The sequence below is a fragment of the Streptomyces humidus genome (assembly GCF_014649655.1).
Taxonomy (GTDB): Bacteria; Actinomycetota; Actinomycetes; order Streptomycetales; family Streptomycetaceae; genus Streptomyces; species Streptomyces humidus.
The window spans coordinates 25,115-40,967 of record NZ_BMTL01000042.1; the positions used below are offsets into that span (position 1 = coordinate 25,115).

Annotated in this window: 11 protein-coding genes and 2 pseudogenes; 3 read left to right on the forward strand and 10 right to left on the reverse strand. The window is 72.4% G+C overall.

Going from position 1 to position 15,853, the window contains the following annotated elements; genetic code table 11:
* Positions 1 to 59: 59 nt before the first annotated feature.
* Entirely contained in the window at positions 60 to 1,892 is a 1,833-nt protein-coding gene (arsA, locus tag IE239_RS35475) for an arsenical pump-driving ATPase (protein ID WP_308435450.1), read from the forward strand.
* A gap of 269 nt (positions 1,893 to 2,161) precedes the next feature.
* On the opposite strand, the pseudogene IE239_RS35480 reads toward arsA, so the two are convergent.
* Positions 2,162 to 2,356: pseudogene (locus tag IE239_RS35480) on the reverse strand (VOC family protein); the annotation flags it as partial.
* A gap of 1,453 nt (positions 2,357 to 3,809) precedes the next feature.
* Between IE239_RS35480 and IE239_RS35485 the strand changes: the two are divergent.
* On the forward strand, positions 3,810 to 4,178 hold the full coding sequence (locus tag IE239_RS35485) for a hypothetical protein (protein WP_190153599.1): 369 nt from the start codon (positions 3,810 to 3,812) through the stop codon (positions 4,176 to 4,178).
* 132 nt (positions 4,179 to 4,310) lie between these two features.
* Positions 4,311 to 4,493: a hypothetical protein gene (locus tag IE239_RS35490; RefSeq protein ID WP_190153600.1), complete on the forward strand. Its 183-nt coding sequence runs from the start codon at positions 4,311 to 4,313 to the stop codon at positions 4,491 to 4,493.
* On the opposite strand, the gene IE239_RS35495 is transcribed toward IE239_RS35490, so the two are convergent.
* From IE239_RS35495 to IE239_RS35535, 9 genes and pseudogenes are all read right to left on the reverse strand, one after another.
* Positions 4,464 to 5,702, reverse strand: coding sequence for a PP2C family protein-serine/threonine phosphatase (locus tag IE239_RS35495; protein ID WP_229878562.1), 1,239 nt, complete (start codon positions 5,700 to 5,702; stop codon positions 4,464 to 4,466). The two genes, IE239_RS35490 and IE239_RS35495, sit on opposite strands and share 30 nt — an antisense overlap.
* Before the next feature lie 328 nt (positions 5,703 to 6,030).
* A pseudogene (locus IE239_RS35500) lies at positions 6,031 to 6,267 on the reverse strand (hypothetical protein); the annotation flags it as partial.
* Positions 6,268 to 6,382: 115 nt separating this feature from the next.
* Positions 6,383 to 7,051, reverse strand: a complete 669-nt coding sequence (locus IE239_RS35505) for a response regulator (protein WP_190153601.1) — start codon at positions 7,049 to 7,051, stop codon at positions 6,383 to 6,385.
* Positions 7,048 to 8,355, reverse strand: a complete 1,308-nt coding sequence (locus IE239_RS35510; protein ID WP_229878564.1) for a sensor histidine kinase — start codon at positions 8,353 to 8,355, stop codon at positions 7,048 to 7,050. Before IE239_RS35510 ends, IE239_RS35505 begins: the two co-directional genes overlap by 4 nt.
* Before the next feature lie 27 nt (positions 8,356 to 8,382).
* Entirely contained in the window at positions 8,383 to 9,222 is an 840-nt protein-coding gene (locus IE239_RS35515) for an ABC transporter permease (RefSeq protein ID WP_190153602.1), read from the reverse strand.
* Positions 9,219 to 10,157: an ABC transporter ATP-binding protein gene (locus IE239_RS35520; RefSeq protein ID WP_190153603.1), complete on the reverse strand. Its 939-nt coding sequence runs from the start codon at positions 10,155 to 10,157 to the stop codon at positions 9,219 to 9,221. Before IE239_RS35520 ends, IE239_RS35515 begins: the two co-directional genes overlap by 4 nt.
* A 610-nt stretch (positions 10,158 to 10,767) precedes the next feature.
* Complete coding sequence (locus tag IE239_RS35525; RefSeq protein WP_190153604.1) at positions 10,768 to 11,529, reverse strand: thioesterase II family protein; 762 nt, start codon at positions 11,527 to 11,529, stop codon at positions 10,768 to 10,770.
* Positions 11,526 to 14,579, reverse strand: a complete 3,054-nt coding sequence (locus IE239_RS35530) for a type I polyketide synthase (RefSeq protein WP_190153605.1) — start codon at positions 14,577 to 14,579, stop codon at positions 11,526 to 11,528. Before IE239_RS35530 ends, IE239_RS35525 begins: the two co-directional genes overlap by 4 nt.
* Positions 14,576 to 15,853: an MFS transporter gene (locus IE239_RS35535; protein WP_190153606.1), complete on the reverse strand. Its 1,278-nt coding sequence runs from the start codon at positions 15,851 to 15,853 to the stop codon at positions 14,576 to 14,578. The genes IE239_RS35530 and IE239_RS35535 overlap by 4 nt, the downstream gene beginning before the upstream one ends.

Below are 15,853 nucleotides of genomic sequence, written 5' to 3' on the forward strand. Positions count from 1 at the left end.
GAACGCGAGGCACCCACCAGCGGGTTCACCGCGCCGGACAGTCGAACGGAGAGCTACCCATGAGGGACCCGAATGGCAGCGACCTGGCGGCGCGCGTGCCCCCTCTGCCGATGCTCGAGTGGGGATCGTGGCACACACCGTTCGTCTTCTTCACCGGCAAGGGCGGTGTGGGGAAGACGACGGTGGCGGGCGCCGTGTCCATAGCGCTGGCCGATGCCGGCCGGCGCGTGCTGATGGTGAGCACCGATCCGGCGTCGAATCTGGGTGACCTTCTCAGCACGGCGGTGGGTCCGGCGCCTGGTCCGGTGCCGGGTGTGCCTGGGCTGGAGGCGATGAACCTCGACCCTGACGCTGCAGCGGCCGCCTACCGCGAGCGCGTGGTGGCCCCCTACCGGGGTGCGGTCCCACAAGAGGAACTGCACGCCCTCGAGGAGCAGCTCGCCGGCGAGTGCACCGTGGAGGTGGCGGCCTTCGACCGGTTCACGCAGCTGATCGTCCACCCGGAGCTGATCGGCCGGTACGACCACGTGCTCTTCGACACCGCGCCGACCGGTCACACGCTGCGTTTGCTGAATCTGCCCAGCTCCTGGGCCCAGTACATCGAGAGCGTCCCCGAAGGGGCAAGCTGCCTGGGCCCACGATCGGGTCTGCAGGCCCAGCGCACGCAGTACCAGGCGGCCGTCGAGTATTTGAGCGATCCCGGGCGCACGACGCTCGTCCTGACGAGCCGACCAGAGCGGGGTGCCCTGCGGGAGGCCGGCCGGGCCGGGGCCGAGCTGGCCGCCCAGGGGATCCACAACCAGCACTTGATCGTCAACGGCCTCTTCACCGAGCCTCTGGCCGGCGACACGGTCGCCGAGGCGTTCGCCGACCGCCAGGCGTCGGCGCTCGACGCCCTGCCGGCCTCCCTGCGGGCGATCCCCTCTGCGGGCGTGCCGCTGGTCGCATGGAACCTGACCGGCATCAGGGCACTCCGCGCGCTGGTCCGCGGTCAGGGCGGGCCCGTTTCAGGCCCCGATGTCCCCGCCGACGTCGGTGCCGACGAGCGGCAGACACCGCTCCCCTCCCTGGAGGCGCTGGTCGACGAGCTGGCAGCCGGCCCGCCCGGCGCGGTGCTGGTGATGGGCAAGGGGGGCGTGGGCAAGACCACCATCGCCGCCGCCGTCGCCGTGGGCCTCGCCCGCCGGGGCCACGACGTGCACCTGTCCACAACCGACCCCGCGGGGCGGCCCGCTGATGTACTCGCCGGCGGCCCTTTCCGGCACCTGACCGTCAGCCGCATCGATCCGGCCGCCGAACTCGCCGACTACACCGCTGAGCGCCTGCGGGCGGCAGAGCGGATGTCCCCGGACCGCCGTGCGCTTCTGGAGGAGGATCTCCGCTCACCGTGCACCGAGGAACTGGCCGTCTTCCGGGCGTTCGGGGCACTCTTGAACACGGCCCGGCGCCGGTTCGTCGTCGTGGACACCGCCCCCAGCGGCCATACTCTGCGGCTGCTCGACCTCACCGGCTCCTACCACCGCCAGGTCATGGCAGACGCCGCCCGCGTGCCCGGACGCATCACGACGCCGTTGATGCGCCTGCGGGACCCGGCCCACACGCGGGTCCTGATCGTCACGCTCCCCGAGCTGACCCCCGTCTCCGAGGCCGCAGTACTGCAAGACGGCCTCCGGCAGGCCGGCATCGAGCCGTACGGCTGGGTCGTCAACGCCGCTCTGACGGCCGGCGGCACCCGGGATCCCCTGCTGCACGCCCGGGCAGCCCTGGAGCGACCCCAGCTGCACCGCGTCCGCGACGAGCTGGCAGCCCGCGCCTGGCTGGTGCCGTGGCAGGCCGACACCCTCATCGGTGAGGACCGCCTGGCCGCCCTGACCGACGCGACGAGCCGATGATGCCGGGAACGGCCGAGACCACGCACGACGACAAGGAGGTGGGACCGCAGACCGCGACCGGCGGTGCCGCGAGTGCGGCGAGCTGGAAGCAGACGCGGGCGGCACAGGGCGCGGGCGAGCACGACGTGGCGCGGGCGGTTCTGCACGACGAGGGTGTGGAGACCCAGGACGACGGAGACGAGCCGTGTCCGAGGTTGACCCTCGACCTTGTCGAGGGCTCAGGGTTGCGGGTGTGGAGAACGACATGCGCAGCATCGGGGAGATGGCCCGGGACGGCGGAAAACATTCAGGGTGGGCGGCATCTGGCGGGCCCGGACAGCCTCGACGGTCGGCACCCAGGAGCCGATCTCGACCTTGCCCTCGCTCCGGTCGATCACCTTGAAGTCCAGGACCTCGCACCAGAAGGCCGCGAGCCTCTCCGGATCATGGCAGTCAACGGTCAACTCGGTGAACCTGCTTGTCATGCTTCTCCCAGATGGTGGCGACGGGTCTCAGCGTAGGCCGCCCGCCCGCCAGATCCGAGGCTCGCCTCGACCGCGCGGCTGGGGTGAGGGCACCTCGTGCCGCACGAGTGACCTGGCGAAGGGTTCGCCGCTGCGCCGGGCGTACGCCATCCGTTCGCGGACCTCCCCCAGGGTGCGGGGCCGGTAGCCGGTGCGGGCGGGACGGCGGCGCAGACGACCTCGTCCTTCGCCAGACGGTAGGCCACCGGGTCGCCGACGGGCATTCCCGTCTGTGCCGCACACGCCTTGGCCCACGAGACGCGCGGATAGCGTCCGTCCCACCAGGTGGGCGGCGAGGCGAGCCCCCGGCCGCCCCGATCGTCCTCGGAGGGTCCGCCACGCCCCGGTCCGGGGCGGGCAGACCGAGCAGGTCGCTTCCGGCGGTTCGGGCCAGCGCCTCCCAGGTCGGCCGGGTCCGGAACCTCGCCGCGCTCAGCAGCGCCTCCTTCAGCGCGAGCACCTGCTCCTCGCGGGGCCGCCGCACCGGCGCTCCGCTGGGCCGGGCTCCCGTCTCGGCGGCGGGGCCGGTACCCGCACGGCGTCGCGGCCGCACTCCCGGGAGCCGAAGCCCCTCGGGGGTCATCGCACAGGCGTCGAGGGGCACCCAGTCGGTGCTGCGCCGAGGGTCCTCCGCCCGGAGCCGGATACGCCGTACCGCACCGTGCGTCTCGAAGCGGAAGCGGAGCAGGTATCCGTACTCGTCGTACAGCTCCTCCATGGTCTCCGGATGGACCGTGCCCGGACCGAAGACCCAGTCGAGGGTGGCGGATTCAGTGGCGAGCCGCGCGCGGGCCTTCTGCCACTCGGCGTGCGCGAGCCTGCTGAACCGGAAGCGCACATGCTGCCTGGCCTCGCCCACCCGGAAGTCGACGGCGTCTCCGGGTCCGGTTCCGAGGTCGCGTGAACTGGTCCGCCCCTTCAGCCTGTTGAGGCCTGCCCACGAGGCGAGGTCGTCCTTGACGAAGAGGCGGTCCGCGCTTGCCGCGCCGGTGGCCTACGGTGGCAGGAGGTGTGGGGCCGGTGAGCGAAGTGGCACACCTTGTCGCGGTACAGACGATCCGACAACTCGTTGCCGCAACCACCGAGCTGTGTGCCGCACCAGTAGGTGCAGGTGGGGTGACGCCGGCGCCACCGGGTCAGTTCGTCCGCGTCGTTCGGCAGGATGATCCCGCGTCCGGAGTTCCGGCTCCCGATCACCGCGGTCTGCACGAGTCTGCCGTCCGAGCCGTTCACGCATGTCCAACCCCGGGCCTGGCGCGCCTGCCGGGAGGGCGGGCAGGGGTTGACCGCACCCAGTATGTGATCCATGCACTCAGTTCACAAGAGGTGAGTGACTGCTTCGAGCATTCGAGCTACGGCTGGGGGCCGGTGGCGTAGGTTCGGCGGTCGTCGGAATCCGAGGCCGGGAGGGCACATGCAGAAGGGCACACTGGAGTACGAGCAGGCTCTGGACGCCGTGATCGAGATCCTGCGTTCACGGGCACGCCAGGGCGCGGCACCCATTCCGTACGGCGAACTGAGCGGCGAACTGGCACGGCTCGGTCATCACGTCCCCGCCCACGAGGGCCCCATGCCCTACCTGTTGGAGGACGCCTCGATCCGGGAGAGCCCGGACGGGTCGCTGCCCCTGCTGTCGGCACTCGTGGTGCTGAAGGACAGCGGCTGGCCGTCCGGCGGCTTCTTCAAGCTGGCCCGGCGCGCACCGTACACGCGGCCGGGCGACGACGTGGTGCTGTGGACCCGGGAGATCCAGAAGCTGGCTGAGCACTACTGCGGTCACTGACGGTCCTCCCCCTCGTCGGCGTCGCGGCGGCTTTCGCCGGGCGGCCTCTCCCGGACGAGGGGTGGCCGGCCTCACGAGCCCGTGGTCGTTGGACCGCGAGCGGGCGCTCTCGATGCGGTCCACTCCCAGCGCATGATCGCCCTGCTCGTCGACGCGCTCCGCTCGCTCGTCCCCGCCTTGACGCAACTGCTGGAGGCCGTCGCATCCGGGAAGATCCGCTTTGACGCCGCCCCGAACGACCTGCGTCCGGAGCAGCGTCCGCACCGGATCTGCCTGAGTGACGGCTCATGGCCACGGCTTCGTACGGCCGGCTGAAGCCTGCCGGGTGTCCGCGCCGGAGCTGACGTGCCGCTCGGCCTCCTGAGGGCCGTGCCAGTCCAGGCACATCACGGTGGCATCGTCCACGAGCCGCCCGCCGGCGGCGTCGCGGACGGCGGACGTCAGCGTCAGCGCGACCTCTCGCGGGTGCAGGTCCCGGGTGTGCTCCAGCAGGGCAGGCAGGTCGACCGTCCCCCCATGATGTTCGAGCATGCCGTCGGTGAGCATGAGCAGACGGTCGCCGGGGCGCAGATCGATGTCCTGAACGCGGTAGAGGTGGGGCGCGGACTCGGACAGCCCGAAGGGTTGGTCCACCTCACAGGTGATCTCCTCCGCAGTCCCCTCGCGCATGCGCAGGGGCCAGGGGTGGCCGGCGTTGACAAGCTGGGCCCGCCCGGTGCGCAGGTTGATGCGCAGCAACTGCCCGGTGGCGTGACCGTGACCGTGGTCGGCCAGGGCCCTGTCGGCCCGGTGGGCCTGTTCGGCCAGACCGGCTCCCGTGCGGCGGGCGCCGCGCAGGGCGGCCACCAGGACCGTGGCGGCCAGCGCGGCGTCGATGTCGTGGCCCATGGGGTCGGTCACCGACACGTGCAGGGTGTCGCGGTCCAGGGCGTAGTCGAAGGTGTCACCGCTGAGGTCTTCGGAGGGCTCCAGGCTCCCGCACAGCGTGAACTGTGCGGCCTCGCACGACAGTGAGGGGGGCAGCAGCTGGTACTGGATCTCCGCTGCCAGGGTGGGGGGACGGGAGCGTTTGCCCCAGGTGTACAGGTCGGTGAAGCGACCGTTGGCGATCACTATGTAGGCCAGGGCGTGGGCGGCCTCCCCCACCGCTTCGAGGACCTCCTCACCGGCGGAGGCCGGCAGGATCAGTTCCAGCAGCCCGATCGCATCCCCCCGGTTGGTGACCGGCACGATCACCCGCTGTCCCCGGCTGCTCACCTCCCGGTACGGCTTCTGGGTGTAGATCACCTGCTCGTAGGCGCTGCCGAACATGGGAATCCGCTCCGCTTCCCGCCCGCCCTCCACCGCCTCGGCTGCGGACAGCCGCACCACTGTCCTCCCCGTGAGGTCCACGATGAGGAAAGAGACCTCCGTAGCGTCGAAACGCCGCCGCAAATCCTCCGCGACCACGTCGACGGCAGCCACCGGCGCCGCCGTCTCCGCTGCCGTCAGCAGCCGGGGAAGTGCACTCTGCCCACCACTCACGGCCGTGGTCCCTTCCACATGCCCCTCCTACAGCTTGGGAACCTCCACGGTGAGCGTCAAACTGTGAGCGGTCACGGCCGGTGAAGACGCCATGCATCACCGGATCAATCAGCAAACGTCTGGTCGCGGAGATGATTCGCGGAATCGACGGCACCGCACGGCTCACGAAAAGACCGAGCTCAGCGTCAGGCCGCGGTGGTCGACCGGCAGCCGTATGAAGCTGACGCCGAGAGAATCTCACACACGGCCCGCACTTGGGTGTCCCTCAAGGCACGACCGCCCGCACGGCCGGCCCGGGATGCCTGGCTGAAGCAGGGAGGTTCCCGCCTACCAGGACGACCCCGAGCAGCGCACTCATCAGGACCGACACGCCGGTCAGGCCCAGGCCGGCCTTCTCGTTGAGCAGGTCGGCAGCGGTCTCGCCGACCGTCGTGCACAGCACCTTGATGATCCAGAAGTAGGCGGTGACCTCGGGAACCTTGTTCCAGCGCAGACGGTGGGAGGGGCGAGCGGCGGCACTCGTGCCCGGTTCGGCCTCGGGAGTCTCGGAGAGTTCGTAGGTCATGGGCAGGACGTTGCCAGCGGTTACCTGAACGCATCCTGACTGGCGCGCGGCCTGTGACCAGGTGTCGCGGCCGGGGCGAGCGGGCCGCCCGGCTTCCCGGCTGCCGCTCGTCGGCTCAGTCCGCGTTGGGCCGGGCGAGGCCGTGGTCGTAGGCGAAGATCACGGCCTGGATGCGGTCGCGGGCGCCGATCTTGGCCAGGACGCGGCCGACGTGGGTCTTGACGGTGGACTCGGACAGGACGAACCGGGCGGCGATCTCGCCGTTGGTCCAGCCCTTGCCTACGGCGACGAGGATCTCCCGCTCACGGTCGGTGAGGGAGCCCAGTCCCGGGTCCTCGGCGGAGTCCGCGCGGTGCGCGGGGACGTAGCGGGCGTACTCCTGCAGGAGACGGCGGGTGAGGGCGGGCGCGATGACGGCGTCGCCGGAGGCAACGGCTCGGATGCCGGCGAGGAGTTCCTCGGGGCGGGCGTCTTTGAGGAGGAAGCCGCTGGCACCGGCGCGGAGGGCGGCGTGGACGTATTCGTCGAGGTCGAAGGTGGTGAGCACGAGGACGCGCGAGCGGCCGCCGGCGGCGACGATGCGGCGGGTGGCCTCGATGCCGTCCATGCCCGGCATGCGGACGTCCATCAGGACGACGTCCGGGCGCAGTTCGGCCGTCTTGCGGACGGCCTCGGCGCCGTGGGCGGCCTCACCGACGACGTCGGTCTCGGGGACGGAGTCCAGGAGGAGGTGAAAGCCGTAGCGTTGCAGCGGCTGGTCGTCCACGACGAGCACGGTGGTCATCGGTCACCACCGCTTCGGGGTGTGAGGTCGAGGACGGCCTCGACGCTCCATCCGCCGCCGCCCGTCGGCCCCGCGCTGACGGTGCCGCCGTACAGAGCCGCTCGTTCCCGCATGCCCACCATGCCGTGTCCTTCCTCGTTCGGCGGCCCGGACGGTGTGGCCGGGCCGGTGTCCTGGACCCGGATGTTCAGCCGACTGTTTTCGACGAGGATCGCCAGGTGCACCCTGGTGTCGGTGTCGGTGTCGGTGTGCTTCAGGGTGTTGGTGAGGGCTTCCTGGACGATGCGGTACACCGTCAACTGCACCCCGCCGTCCAGGGCGTCCACGTCGCCGGAGGTCCGGTAGACGACCTCCAGTCCGGCGGCGCGTACCTTGGCGCACAGCGCTTCGATGTCCGCGATGCCGGGCTGTGGACTGAGTTCGGCCCCGCCCGCCGCACCGCCCGTCGGACCGCCCGCGGCCTCGCGCAGCACGCCGAGCACGCGCCGCAGTTCACCGAGCGCCTGCCGGCCGGTGTCGCCGATGAGCTGGAGGGCCTCCTTGCCCCGTTCGGGGGCGACGTCCGTGGCGTAGGCCCCGGCGTCGGCGAGCGTGATGATCACGGACAGGTTGTGGCCCACGATGTCGTGCATCTCGCGCGCGACCCGGGTGCGTTCGGTGGCCGTGGCGAGTCTGCTGCGCTGGTCGCGTTCGATCTCCAGCCGGGCGGCCCGGTCCCGCAGTCCGGCGAGCTGGGCCCGGCGGATCCGTACCATCAGGCCGAGCGTGAGGGCCGCGGTCGCCGTGCTCAGCAGGAAGAACAGCGCGTCCCAGACGGACACGGCCGAGGACGCGCGGACGGCGACCAGCACCATGGCGCCCGCCATGACCGCGCAGGCCCACGGCAGCTGCCGGAGCCACCCGTGCAGGGCGAGGCTGTAGAGCGCGACGAAGAGGGCGATGTCCGCGCGCAGCGCCGCGCCCAGGGCCCATTGGAGGACGAACACCGCGGCGATGACGCCGAAGGCCGCCGCCGGCCTGCGGCGCCGCCACAGCAGGGGCAGTACCAGTCCGGCCTGCAGGGCCAGCGTTCCCGCGACGGGCAGCTGGGTGAAGGCGACGCGGAACCGGCGCGGGTCGTCGCCGTCGCCGTGGTCCATCCCGCCATGGACCAGCTCGGGCAGGCAGAACATCAGGAAGACGACGACCACGACCGCGGTGTCCAGCACCCACGGACGGGTCCGGTCGGCGTGCCTCAACCGCTGGCCGCCCCGGGACAGACGGGCGACCAGCGGTCCCATCCCGCTGAGTTCATCGGTGGTCACGGGTGTCACTCGTCCATGGTGAGGCCGTCAGACGTCCGTGCGCACGAGGCGGTAGGCCGCTCCGCCCAGCGCCAGCGCCGTCCAGCAGAGGAAGACCAGCAGTCCGGCGCCCGGTGACAGGGTCATGGAGTCGTGCGTCAGGGCGAACATCGCCTCGCCCGCGTTGGACGGCAGGTACGGGCTGATGTCGTTCTGCCAGGAGCTGGGCAGCAGGGAGATCAGTCCCGGGATCAGCATCAGGGTGGCCACCAGCACCGAGATCCCGCCGGCCACCGACCGCAGCAGCGCGCCCAGGGCGGTGCCGATCACCCCGACCAGGCCGAGGTAGAGCCCCGCGCCCAGCAGGCTCCGCAGGACACCCGCGTGCGAAAGGCTCATGGCCGCGGGCGTGCCCGAGACGATCCCGCTCCCGATCAGAAAGGCGACGAAGCCTCCCAGCGTTCCCACGACCAGCGCGACCAGCCCGAACACGGCCGCCTTGGACCACAGCACGGGCAACCGGCGGGGCACCGCTGCGAGCGTCGAGCGGATCAGGCCGGTCGAGTACTCGCCCGCCGTGACCAGCACACCGAGGACGCCCAGGGCCAGTTGGGCGAAGTTCGTGCCGAAGAGGGACAGGCTGACGGCCGTCGAGGCGGCGAAGTCCCGGTCCATGTGGCCGGAGCCGATCTCGGACTTGTAGCGGCTCGCGGCGATCAGGCCGAAGGCCACCAGGAACAGCAGGCCGAGGCCCAGGGTGATCCAGGTCGAGCGCAGGGACCACAGCTTGGCCCACTCGGAGGCGAGCACGCGCCGCCCGGTCACCCGGTAGGCGGGGCGGGCGGGGGCGGTCCTGGGTTCCTCCGCCGTCGCGGTGAGGGTGCTCATGCGGGCCTCCCGAGGGTGTCGACGCCGGTCGTGGAGCCGTGGTACTCCACGGCATCCCTGGTCAGGTCCATGAACGCCTCCTCCAGCGACACGGACCGCGCGCTCAGCTCGAACAGCGCGATGCCGTGTTCGGCGGCCCTGAGTCCGATCTCCCGGGCGGTCAGGCCGCTCACCTGAAGCTCCTCGGAACCGATCCGGCCGGTGACCTCGACGCCCGGTCCCGCCAGCACGTCCCGCAGCCGCGCCGGGTCCTGCGTCGCCACCTTCACCGTGTCACCGCCCGCCTCGCGGATCAGGTCCGCCACGGTCGTGTCGGCCAGCAGCCGCCCCCGGCCCACGATGATCAGGTGGTCCGCGACCAGGGCCATCTCGCTCATCAGGTGCGACGACACGAAGACCGTGCGCCCCTGGTCGGCGAGCCCTTTGAGCAGGTTGCGGATCCAGAGCACGCCCTCCGGGTCCAGCCCGTTGACCGGCTCGTCCAGCATCACCGTCTGCGGGTCGCCCAGCAGCGCCGCCGCGATGCCCAGCCGCTGGCCCATGCCGAGGGAGAAGGCGCCGGCCCGCTTCTTCGCCACACTGCCCAGTCCGGCGAGCTCGATGACCTCGTCGACCCGGCCGCCGGGGATGCCGTGGGTCAGCGCGAGTGCCCTGAGATGGTTGTACGCCGAACGGCCCGGGTGGATCGACTTCGCCTCCAGCAGAGCGCCGACCTCCTGGAGCGGGGCCTGGTGGCGGGCGTAGGGGTGGCCGTTCACGGTGACGGAGCCGCTCGTCGGGGCGTCGAGGCCGACGATCATGCGCATGGTCGTGGACTTGCCCGCTCCGTTGGGCCCCAGGAAGCCGGTCACCGTGCCGGGCTTCACGACGAAGTCCAGCCCGTCGACGGCCGTCTTCTCGCCGTACCTCTTGGTCAACCGCCGTGCGTCGATCATTCGCGTTCTCCCTGTCGGGGGCCGGCGTCCACACCTCCGACGCCTCACCCGCAACGCTAAGAGGCGAATCACCGCGATCCGGTGGTACCGGGAGGCTGAACAGCGCGCGGCGCGTAGTACCTCGGTACTACGCGCCTGCCTGCGGCGCTTTCCATGGTCGTCGGCTCCGCCGCGGTGGCAGCAGGCGTCCTGCCGTTACGGAGGGCGCCCCGCCCACGTGGCACCCGGCCCCCCGGCATCCGCCGCGCACTGGGCCCGCTCCGCGCTCTCGACCCCGCTCGGCTGCCTCGGGTCCGTAACGGGCGAGGGCGGTACACCCGGGAGGCCCTACCAGGGTGGTACGCCCGCTCTCCCTCCTCAGGTGATCGGCATCCCGGTGATCCCCCCTGGTCCACAACCTGCACGATGCCCGCGGGGTGGGGCGCGAAGGGGGAGGGAACCAGGGATGTCCAGGGCTCGCGGAGCAGACTGGCCGCGGATCTCCGGGACGCAGTGACCGCACGCTGGGCTGGCGGTCGCGGCGGCGCTCAGGGGCACGTCGAGGGGGGCCGGGGCCCCGGCGCCGCGAGGTCGGGACGAGCCCTTTCGTCGCCGCGCCGGGGACGGGCGCTCAGGGAGCCAGTACGGCGGCGACCGCTGCCATGTCGTCACGGAAATAGAAGTGACCGCCGGAGAAGGCGTGCCGGCGTACGGGCGCGGTGCTGTGCCGGTCCCACGCGTCGAGCTGGTCCGCGGTGACGCTGTCGGCCTCCCCGCCGAGGACGACGAGCGGGACCGAAAGCGGCGCGGACTCCCGGTACCGGTAATGCTCGAGCAGGGCGAAGTCGGCGCGGAACGCTGGCAGCAGCAGCGCCAACAGATCGGGGTCGGCAGCGATCTGGGGCGGGATGCCACCGTAGCGCTCGTTCAGGACCGCGATCAGCTCCTCGTCCGGCAGGCCGGACAGCTGGGCCCCGTGGCGCGGCAGGTGGGGAGCCGGGAACGCCGAGACGACGAGCCGTTCGGGCAGCGGCAGTCCCCGGGCGGCCAGTTCGCGCGTCGCCTCGTACGCGACCAGCGCGCCGAGGCTGTGTCCGAACAGGTCGTAGGGGGCGACGAACTGCGTCTCCGCCAGCAAGGCGTGGACCACGGCGTTCAGGTCGGTCAGGGCCGGTTCGGCGGCCCGGCCGCCGCGGCCCGGCATGCAGACGCCGTAGACCTGAGTGCCGCTCAAGTGCCGGTCCCAGCGGACGTACTCGCCCGGGAGCCCGCCCGAGTGGGGGAAGCAGTACAGATGGCGCTCGGGGGTCGCCGTGAGGGGACGGCCGTTCAGCCAGGGGTTGCGCCGGGCGGGGGTGCCGCCGAGCAGTCGGGCGGGAGGGCACGTGGTCATGAGGTCGGGTTCTCCTTGTCCTCGGCAGAAGCGCCGGCCCCGCGCTCCTCGATGAGCGCGGCGAACGACGACGGGCTTTGGAAGCGCAGGACGTCCGAGGCTTTGACGGTGAGGTGGAAGGTGGAGCCGGCCCAGGCGGCGAGCTTGGTGGCGGTCAGCGAGTCGCCTCCGAGGTCGAACAGTCCGTCCTGCGGGTCGATGTCCGGGTAGCCGAGGGCCTGCCCGAAGGCGGTGAGCACGGCCTGGAGGACGGGCGGGTGTTCCGGCGCGGGGACGCCGGCCGGTACGTCGGCCGCAGCCTCCGGCACGCCGGTGGCTGCCTCCCCCGGCTCGGCCGGCAGCCCGGTGGCCGACGCCTTGGGCATGGAGATCGGCGAGGCCATGGGAGTGGGCGTGAGTGGCGTCGTGGCGGTCGGCGTGAACGGGGTCGGTGGCGGCACGAGGTGATGGCGGCGTTCGAACGGGTAGGTCGGCAACGCGATCCGGCGCCGGGGCCCGTCGTTCTGCAGGGCGGCGAAGCCGGGGTGCGCCCCCCGGGCCCACATCTCGCCGACGCCGGCCAGCAGCACCGCCGTCTCGGACGCCTCCTCCGCCGGGTGCGGGGCGAGGCGTACGACGGTCTGCTTGCTGTCGTAGGCGGCGTGCTGGCGGGTCAGCGTGGCCAGGGTGCGGCCCGGACCCATGTCGACGAGGACGCGGTCCGGGGCGCCGAACAGGGTGTCCAGCGCCTCTCCGAAGCGGACGGGTTCGCGCATGTGCCGCACCCAGTACCGCGACGTGCGCACGTCCTCCTCGTCGGCCCACGCTCCGGTGGTGTCCGACAGCACCGGCAGCGTCGGCCGCTCGCGCGGCAGCGCCTCGACGGCCTCGGCGAAGCGCTGGGTGACCGGATCGACCAGGGGTGAGTGGCCCGCGGTGGCGATGCGCAGCACCCGCGCCTCCAGCCCGCGGTCGGTCAGCTCCCGCGCGAAGCGCGCCACGGAGGCGGCCGGACCGGTGACCGTGCACTGGCCGGGGCCGTTGACCGCGCCGACGGTGATGTCGGCGGGGAGCAGCCCGAGCACCTCCTCCTCGGGCAGGCGCACCGCGGCCATCGCGCCGGCCGGCACGGTGCCGAGGAGCCGTCCTCGTTCGGCGACCAGCCGGAACGCGTCCGCCGGGGCGAACACGCCGGCCGCGCAGGCAGCGGCGTAAGCGCCGAGGCTGTGTCCGGTGACGGCGCTCGGCCGCAGGCCCCAGGAGTCCAGCAGGCGGGTGGTGGCGTACTGCACGGCGAACACCGCCGGCTGGCCGACCTCGATGGTCGCCAGCCGCCCGGCCGCGACCGCCCTTTCGTTGTCCGTGCGGGGGTAGAGGACTTCACGGAGGTCGAAACCGAGCGAACCGGCGACGGCGTCGGCGAGTTCGTCCAGGGCACGCCGGAACGCGGGCCGCCCGTCGTACAGTTCGGCCGTCATACCCAGGTGCTGGCCGCCCTGGCCGGGGTACATGAAGACCAGTTCGGCGTCGGAGTGTGCACCCGTCCCGGAGGCGTCGGCGCGACCGCGCAGCGCGGTCACCGCCTCCTGTGTGGTGGACGCCACCACGAACCTGCGGTGGGCGTGGTGTGTCCGGCCCACCTGGAGGGTCCGGGCGGCGTCGCCCAGGTGCGTCCCCGGGTGCGCGGCAAGGTGGTCGGCCAGGCGGTCCGCGGCGGTCTCGGCGGCGGCCGGGGTCTTGGCGGAGACGAGCAGAAGCTCATGGCCGGTGGACGGCGCGGACTCCTCGCGGTGCGGAGCCTGTTCGAGGACGACGTGGGCGTTGGTGCCGCCGACCCCGAGTGCGTTGACGCCGGCGATCCGCGGTCCGTCCGTCGGCCACGCGCGGGCGGTGGCGTTGACCTCGAAGGAGGAGGTGTCGAAGTCGACGGCCGGATTGGGCCGCTGGTAGTGCAGGGTCGCCGGGATGACACCGTGCTCGACGCTGAGGACGGCCTTGATGAAGCCGGTGACGCCCGCCGCCGCGTCCGCGTGCCCGATGTTGGTCTTCACCGAGCCGATGAGGCAGGGGGCTTGACGGTCCTCGCCGGTCCCGAAGGCGTGGGTGAGCGCGGCGACCTCGATGGGGTCGCCGAGCGCGGTGCCAGTGCCGTGGGCCTCGACGTAGCCGACCTCGTGGGGTTCGATGCCGGCGACCTCGTGGGCGGTGCGGACCACTTCGGCCTGGCCCACGACGCTGGGGGCGGTGAAGCCCGCCTTGTGGCGCCCGTCGTTGTTGACGGCCGAGCCGCGGATCACCGCGTGGACGTGGTCGCCGTCGGCGAGGGCGTCCGCCAGGGGGCGCAGGACGACCACGCCGACCGCACTGGCGGAGACCGTGCCGTCGCTGTCGGCGTCGAAGGCGCGGCAGTGTCCGTCGGCCGCGACGATGCCACCGGGTGTGTAGCGCATGGCGGGCAGGTGGGGCGCGACGGTGCCGCCGCCCGCGACGGCCAGGTCGCACTCGCCGTTCAGCAGCGCCTGCACGGCGAGGTGAACGGCCACCAGGGAGGTGGAGCAGGCGGTCTGCACGGTCATCGCGGGACCGGTCAGGTCCAGGTGGTACGCGATGCGGGTGGCGGCGAAGTCGGGGGCGGTGGCCTGGCGCACCCGCCATTCGTCGAGGAACGGCATCTCGTCGAGGCGGGCCCGCACGGCCTCCGCGTAGCCGTTGCCGCCCGTACCGACGTACACGCCGGTCACCGGGCGGTCCACGCCGGCGTGCCCGGCCCGTTCGAGGGCCTCGTGGGCGCACTCCAGCAGCAGCCGCTGCTGCGGGTCGGTGATCAGCGCGTCGTGGGCGGACAGCCCGAAGTAGGCCGCGTCGAAGTCGCCCACGGCGTCGAGGACGCCGTAGGCGGGGACGAACTCGGGGTGGGCGGGGTCGGCACGGTCGGGGAGCACGGTGATCGTCTCCCGGGCCGCGAGCAGGTTCTCCCAGAAGTGCTCCACGTCAGGAGCACCGGGGAACCGGCCGGCCATGCCCACCACCGCGACGAGGTGGTCCTGGTCTTCCGGTCCGTTGTCGGTCATCGAGAGTCCTTCGTGGGGTGTGCGGAAGTAGCGGAGGGGGCCGGGGCGCCCTGGGTGCCCAGGGCACCGATGACGAACAGGGCGGCGGCGAGGGCCTGGAGGGCGGCCAGGCCCCAGAAGACGGGGGTGATCCCCGCCCGCTGGGCGACCGTGCCGGACAGGATCCAGCCGACCGTGCCGCCCAGGAGCGCCAGGGCCGTCGCGACGGTGAGCGCCTCCGGCCGCCGGTCCTGCGGGATGCGCAGGACGCGGACGGTGGCGACCGGTGCGTTGGAGACGCCATTGAGCAGTCCGGCGAAGACCAGCAGGCACACCAGGCCCGGCAGTTCGAGGTGCAGCGGCAGCGCGAAGAACGCCACGCCGAGGCCCACCCTGCCGGTGAGGGCGAGGGTGCGCGGGGGCACCCTGCGCATCAGCCGTCCGGCCAGGAGGGTGCCGGTCAGGGCTCCGCCGCCGAAGGCGGTCAGCAGAGCGCCTGCGACGACGGACGAGCCGCCCTCGCGCGTCACGGCGATCACCGGGAGCAGCGCGAACATCGCCTGCCAGGCCATCTCCCCGAGCGCCAGGCCCGCCGACCAGCTGCGCAGCAGCCGGTCCGACAGCAGCAGGCGCAGCGCGGCCGTCGGGGACCGGCGGGGCGCCGGCGCCTGCGGCGGGGTGCGCGGCAGGAGCCGGCTCAGCAGGAGCGCCGAGGCGGCGAACGACACCGCGTCCACGAGGAGCACGGTGGGGGCGCCGAACAGGGAGATGAGGAGGCCGCCGAGCGTGGGGCCCAGCAGGACGCTGAGCCGGGTCGCGCTGTGCAGGGCGGCGTTGGCCCGGCCGAGAAGTTGTTCGTCATCGCCGACGACGCTCGGCAGGATGGCCTGCTGGCTCGCCAGGTACGGCGCGTAGAAGGCGCCGATGGCGAACATGACGACCACGAAGGTGGCCGTGTTCAGGCAGTGCAGGTAGTACAGCACCGGGAGCAGCGCCACGAGCGGGCCGCGGACGGTGTCCCCGATGAGCATGATCCGCCTGGGCCCGATCCGGCCGGTCCAGGAGGCGCCGAAGAAGCCGAACACCGCGATCGCGGCGAGCTGGGCCGCCATGACCAGACCCATGTCACCGGCGGAACCGGTGAGCTGGAGCACCAGCCAGGGCATGGAGACGGCGCTGAGCTGGGTGCCGAGCATGGACGTGGTCTCCGCGGCGAGGAGCACGCGCAGCGTGGGGTGGCTCCAGACGCCGGGCGCGGATCCGGCCGGGGTGGCGGGGGTGGTTCCCGTGGTCAC

What these genes read in the sequence shown, in the direction of transcription:
- arsA (WP_308435450.1), top strand. Translation starts at nt 60, where the DNA reads ATGAGGGACCCGAATGGCAGCGACCTGGCGGCGCGCGTGCCCCCTCTG.
- IE239_RS35485 (WP_190153599.1), top strand. Translation starts at nt 3,810, where the DNA reads ATGCAGAAGGGCACACTGGAGTACGAGCAGGCTCTGGACGCCGTGATC.
- IE239_RS35490 (WP_190153600.1), top strand. Translation starts at nt 4,311, where the DNA reads ATGATCGCCCTGCTCGTCGACGCGCTCCGCTCGCTCGTCCCCGCCTTG.
- IE239_RS35505 (WP_190153601.1), bottom strand. Translation starts at nt 7,051, where the DNA reads ATGACCACCGTGCTCGTCGTGGACGACCAGCCGCTGCAACGCTACGGC.
- IE239_RS35515 (WP_190153602.1), bottom strand. Translation starts at nt 9,222, where the DNA reads ATGAGCACCCTCACCGCGACGGCGGAGGAACCCAGGACCGCCCCCGCC.
- IE239_RS35520 (WP_190153603.1), bottom strand. Translation starts at nt 10,157, where the DNA reads ATGATCGACGCACGGCGGTTGACCAAGAGGTACGGCGAGAAGACGGCC.
- IE239_RS35525 (WP_190153604.1), bottom strand. Translation starts at nt 11,529, where the DNA reads ATGACCACGTGCCCTCCCGCCCGACTGCTCGGCGGCACCCCCGCCCGG.
- IE239_RS35530 (WP_190153605.1), bottom strand. Translation starts at nt 14,579, where the DNA reads ATGACCGACAACGGACCGGAAGACCAGGACCACCTCGTCGCGGTGGTG.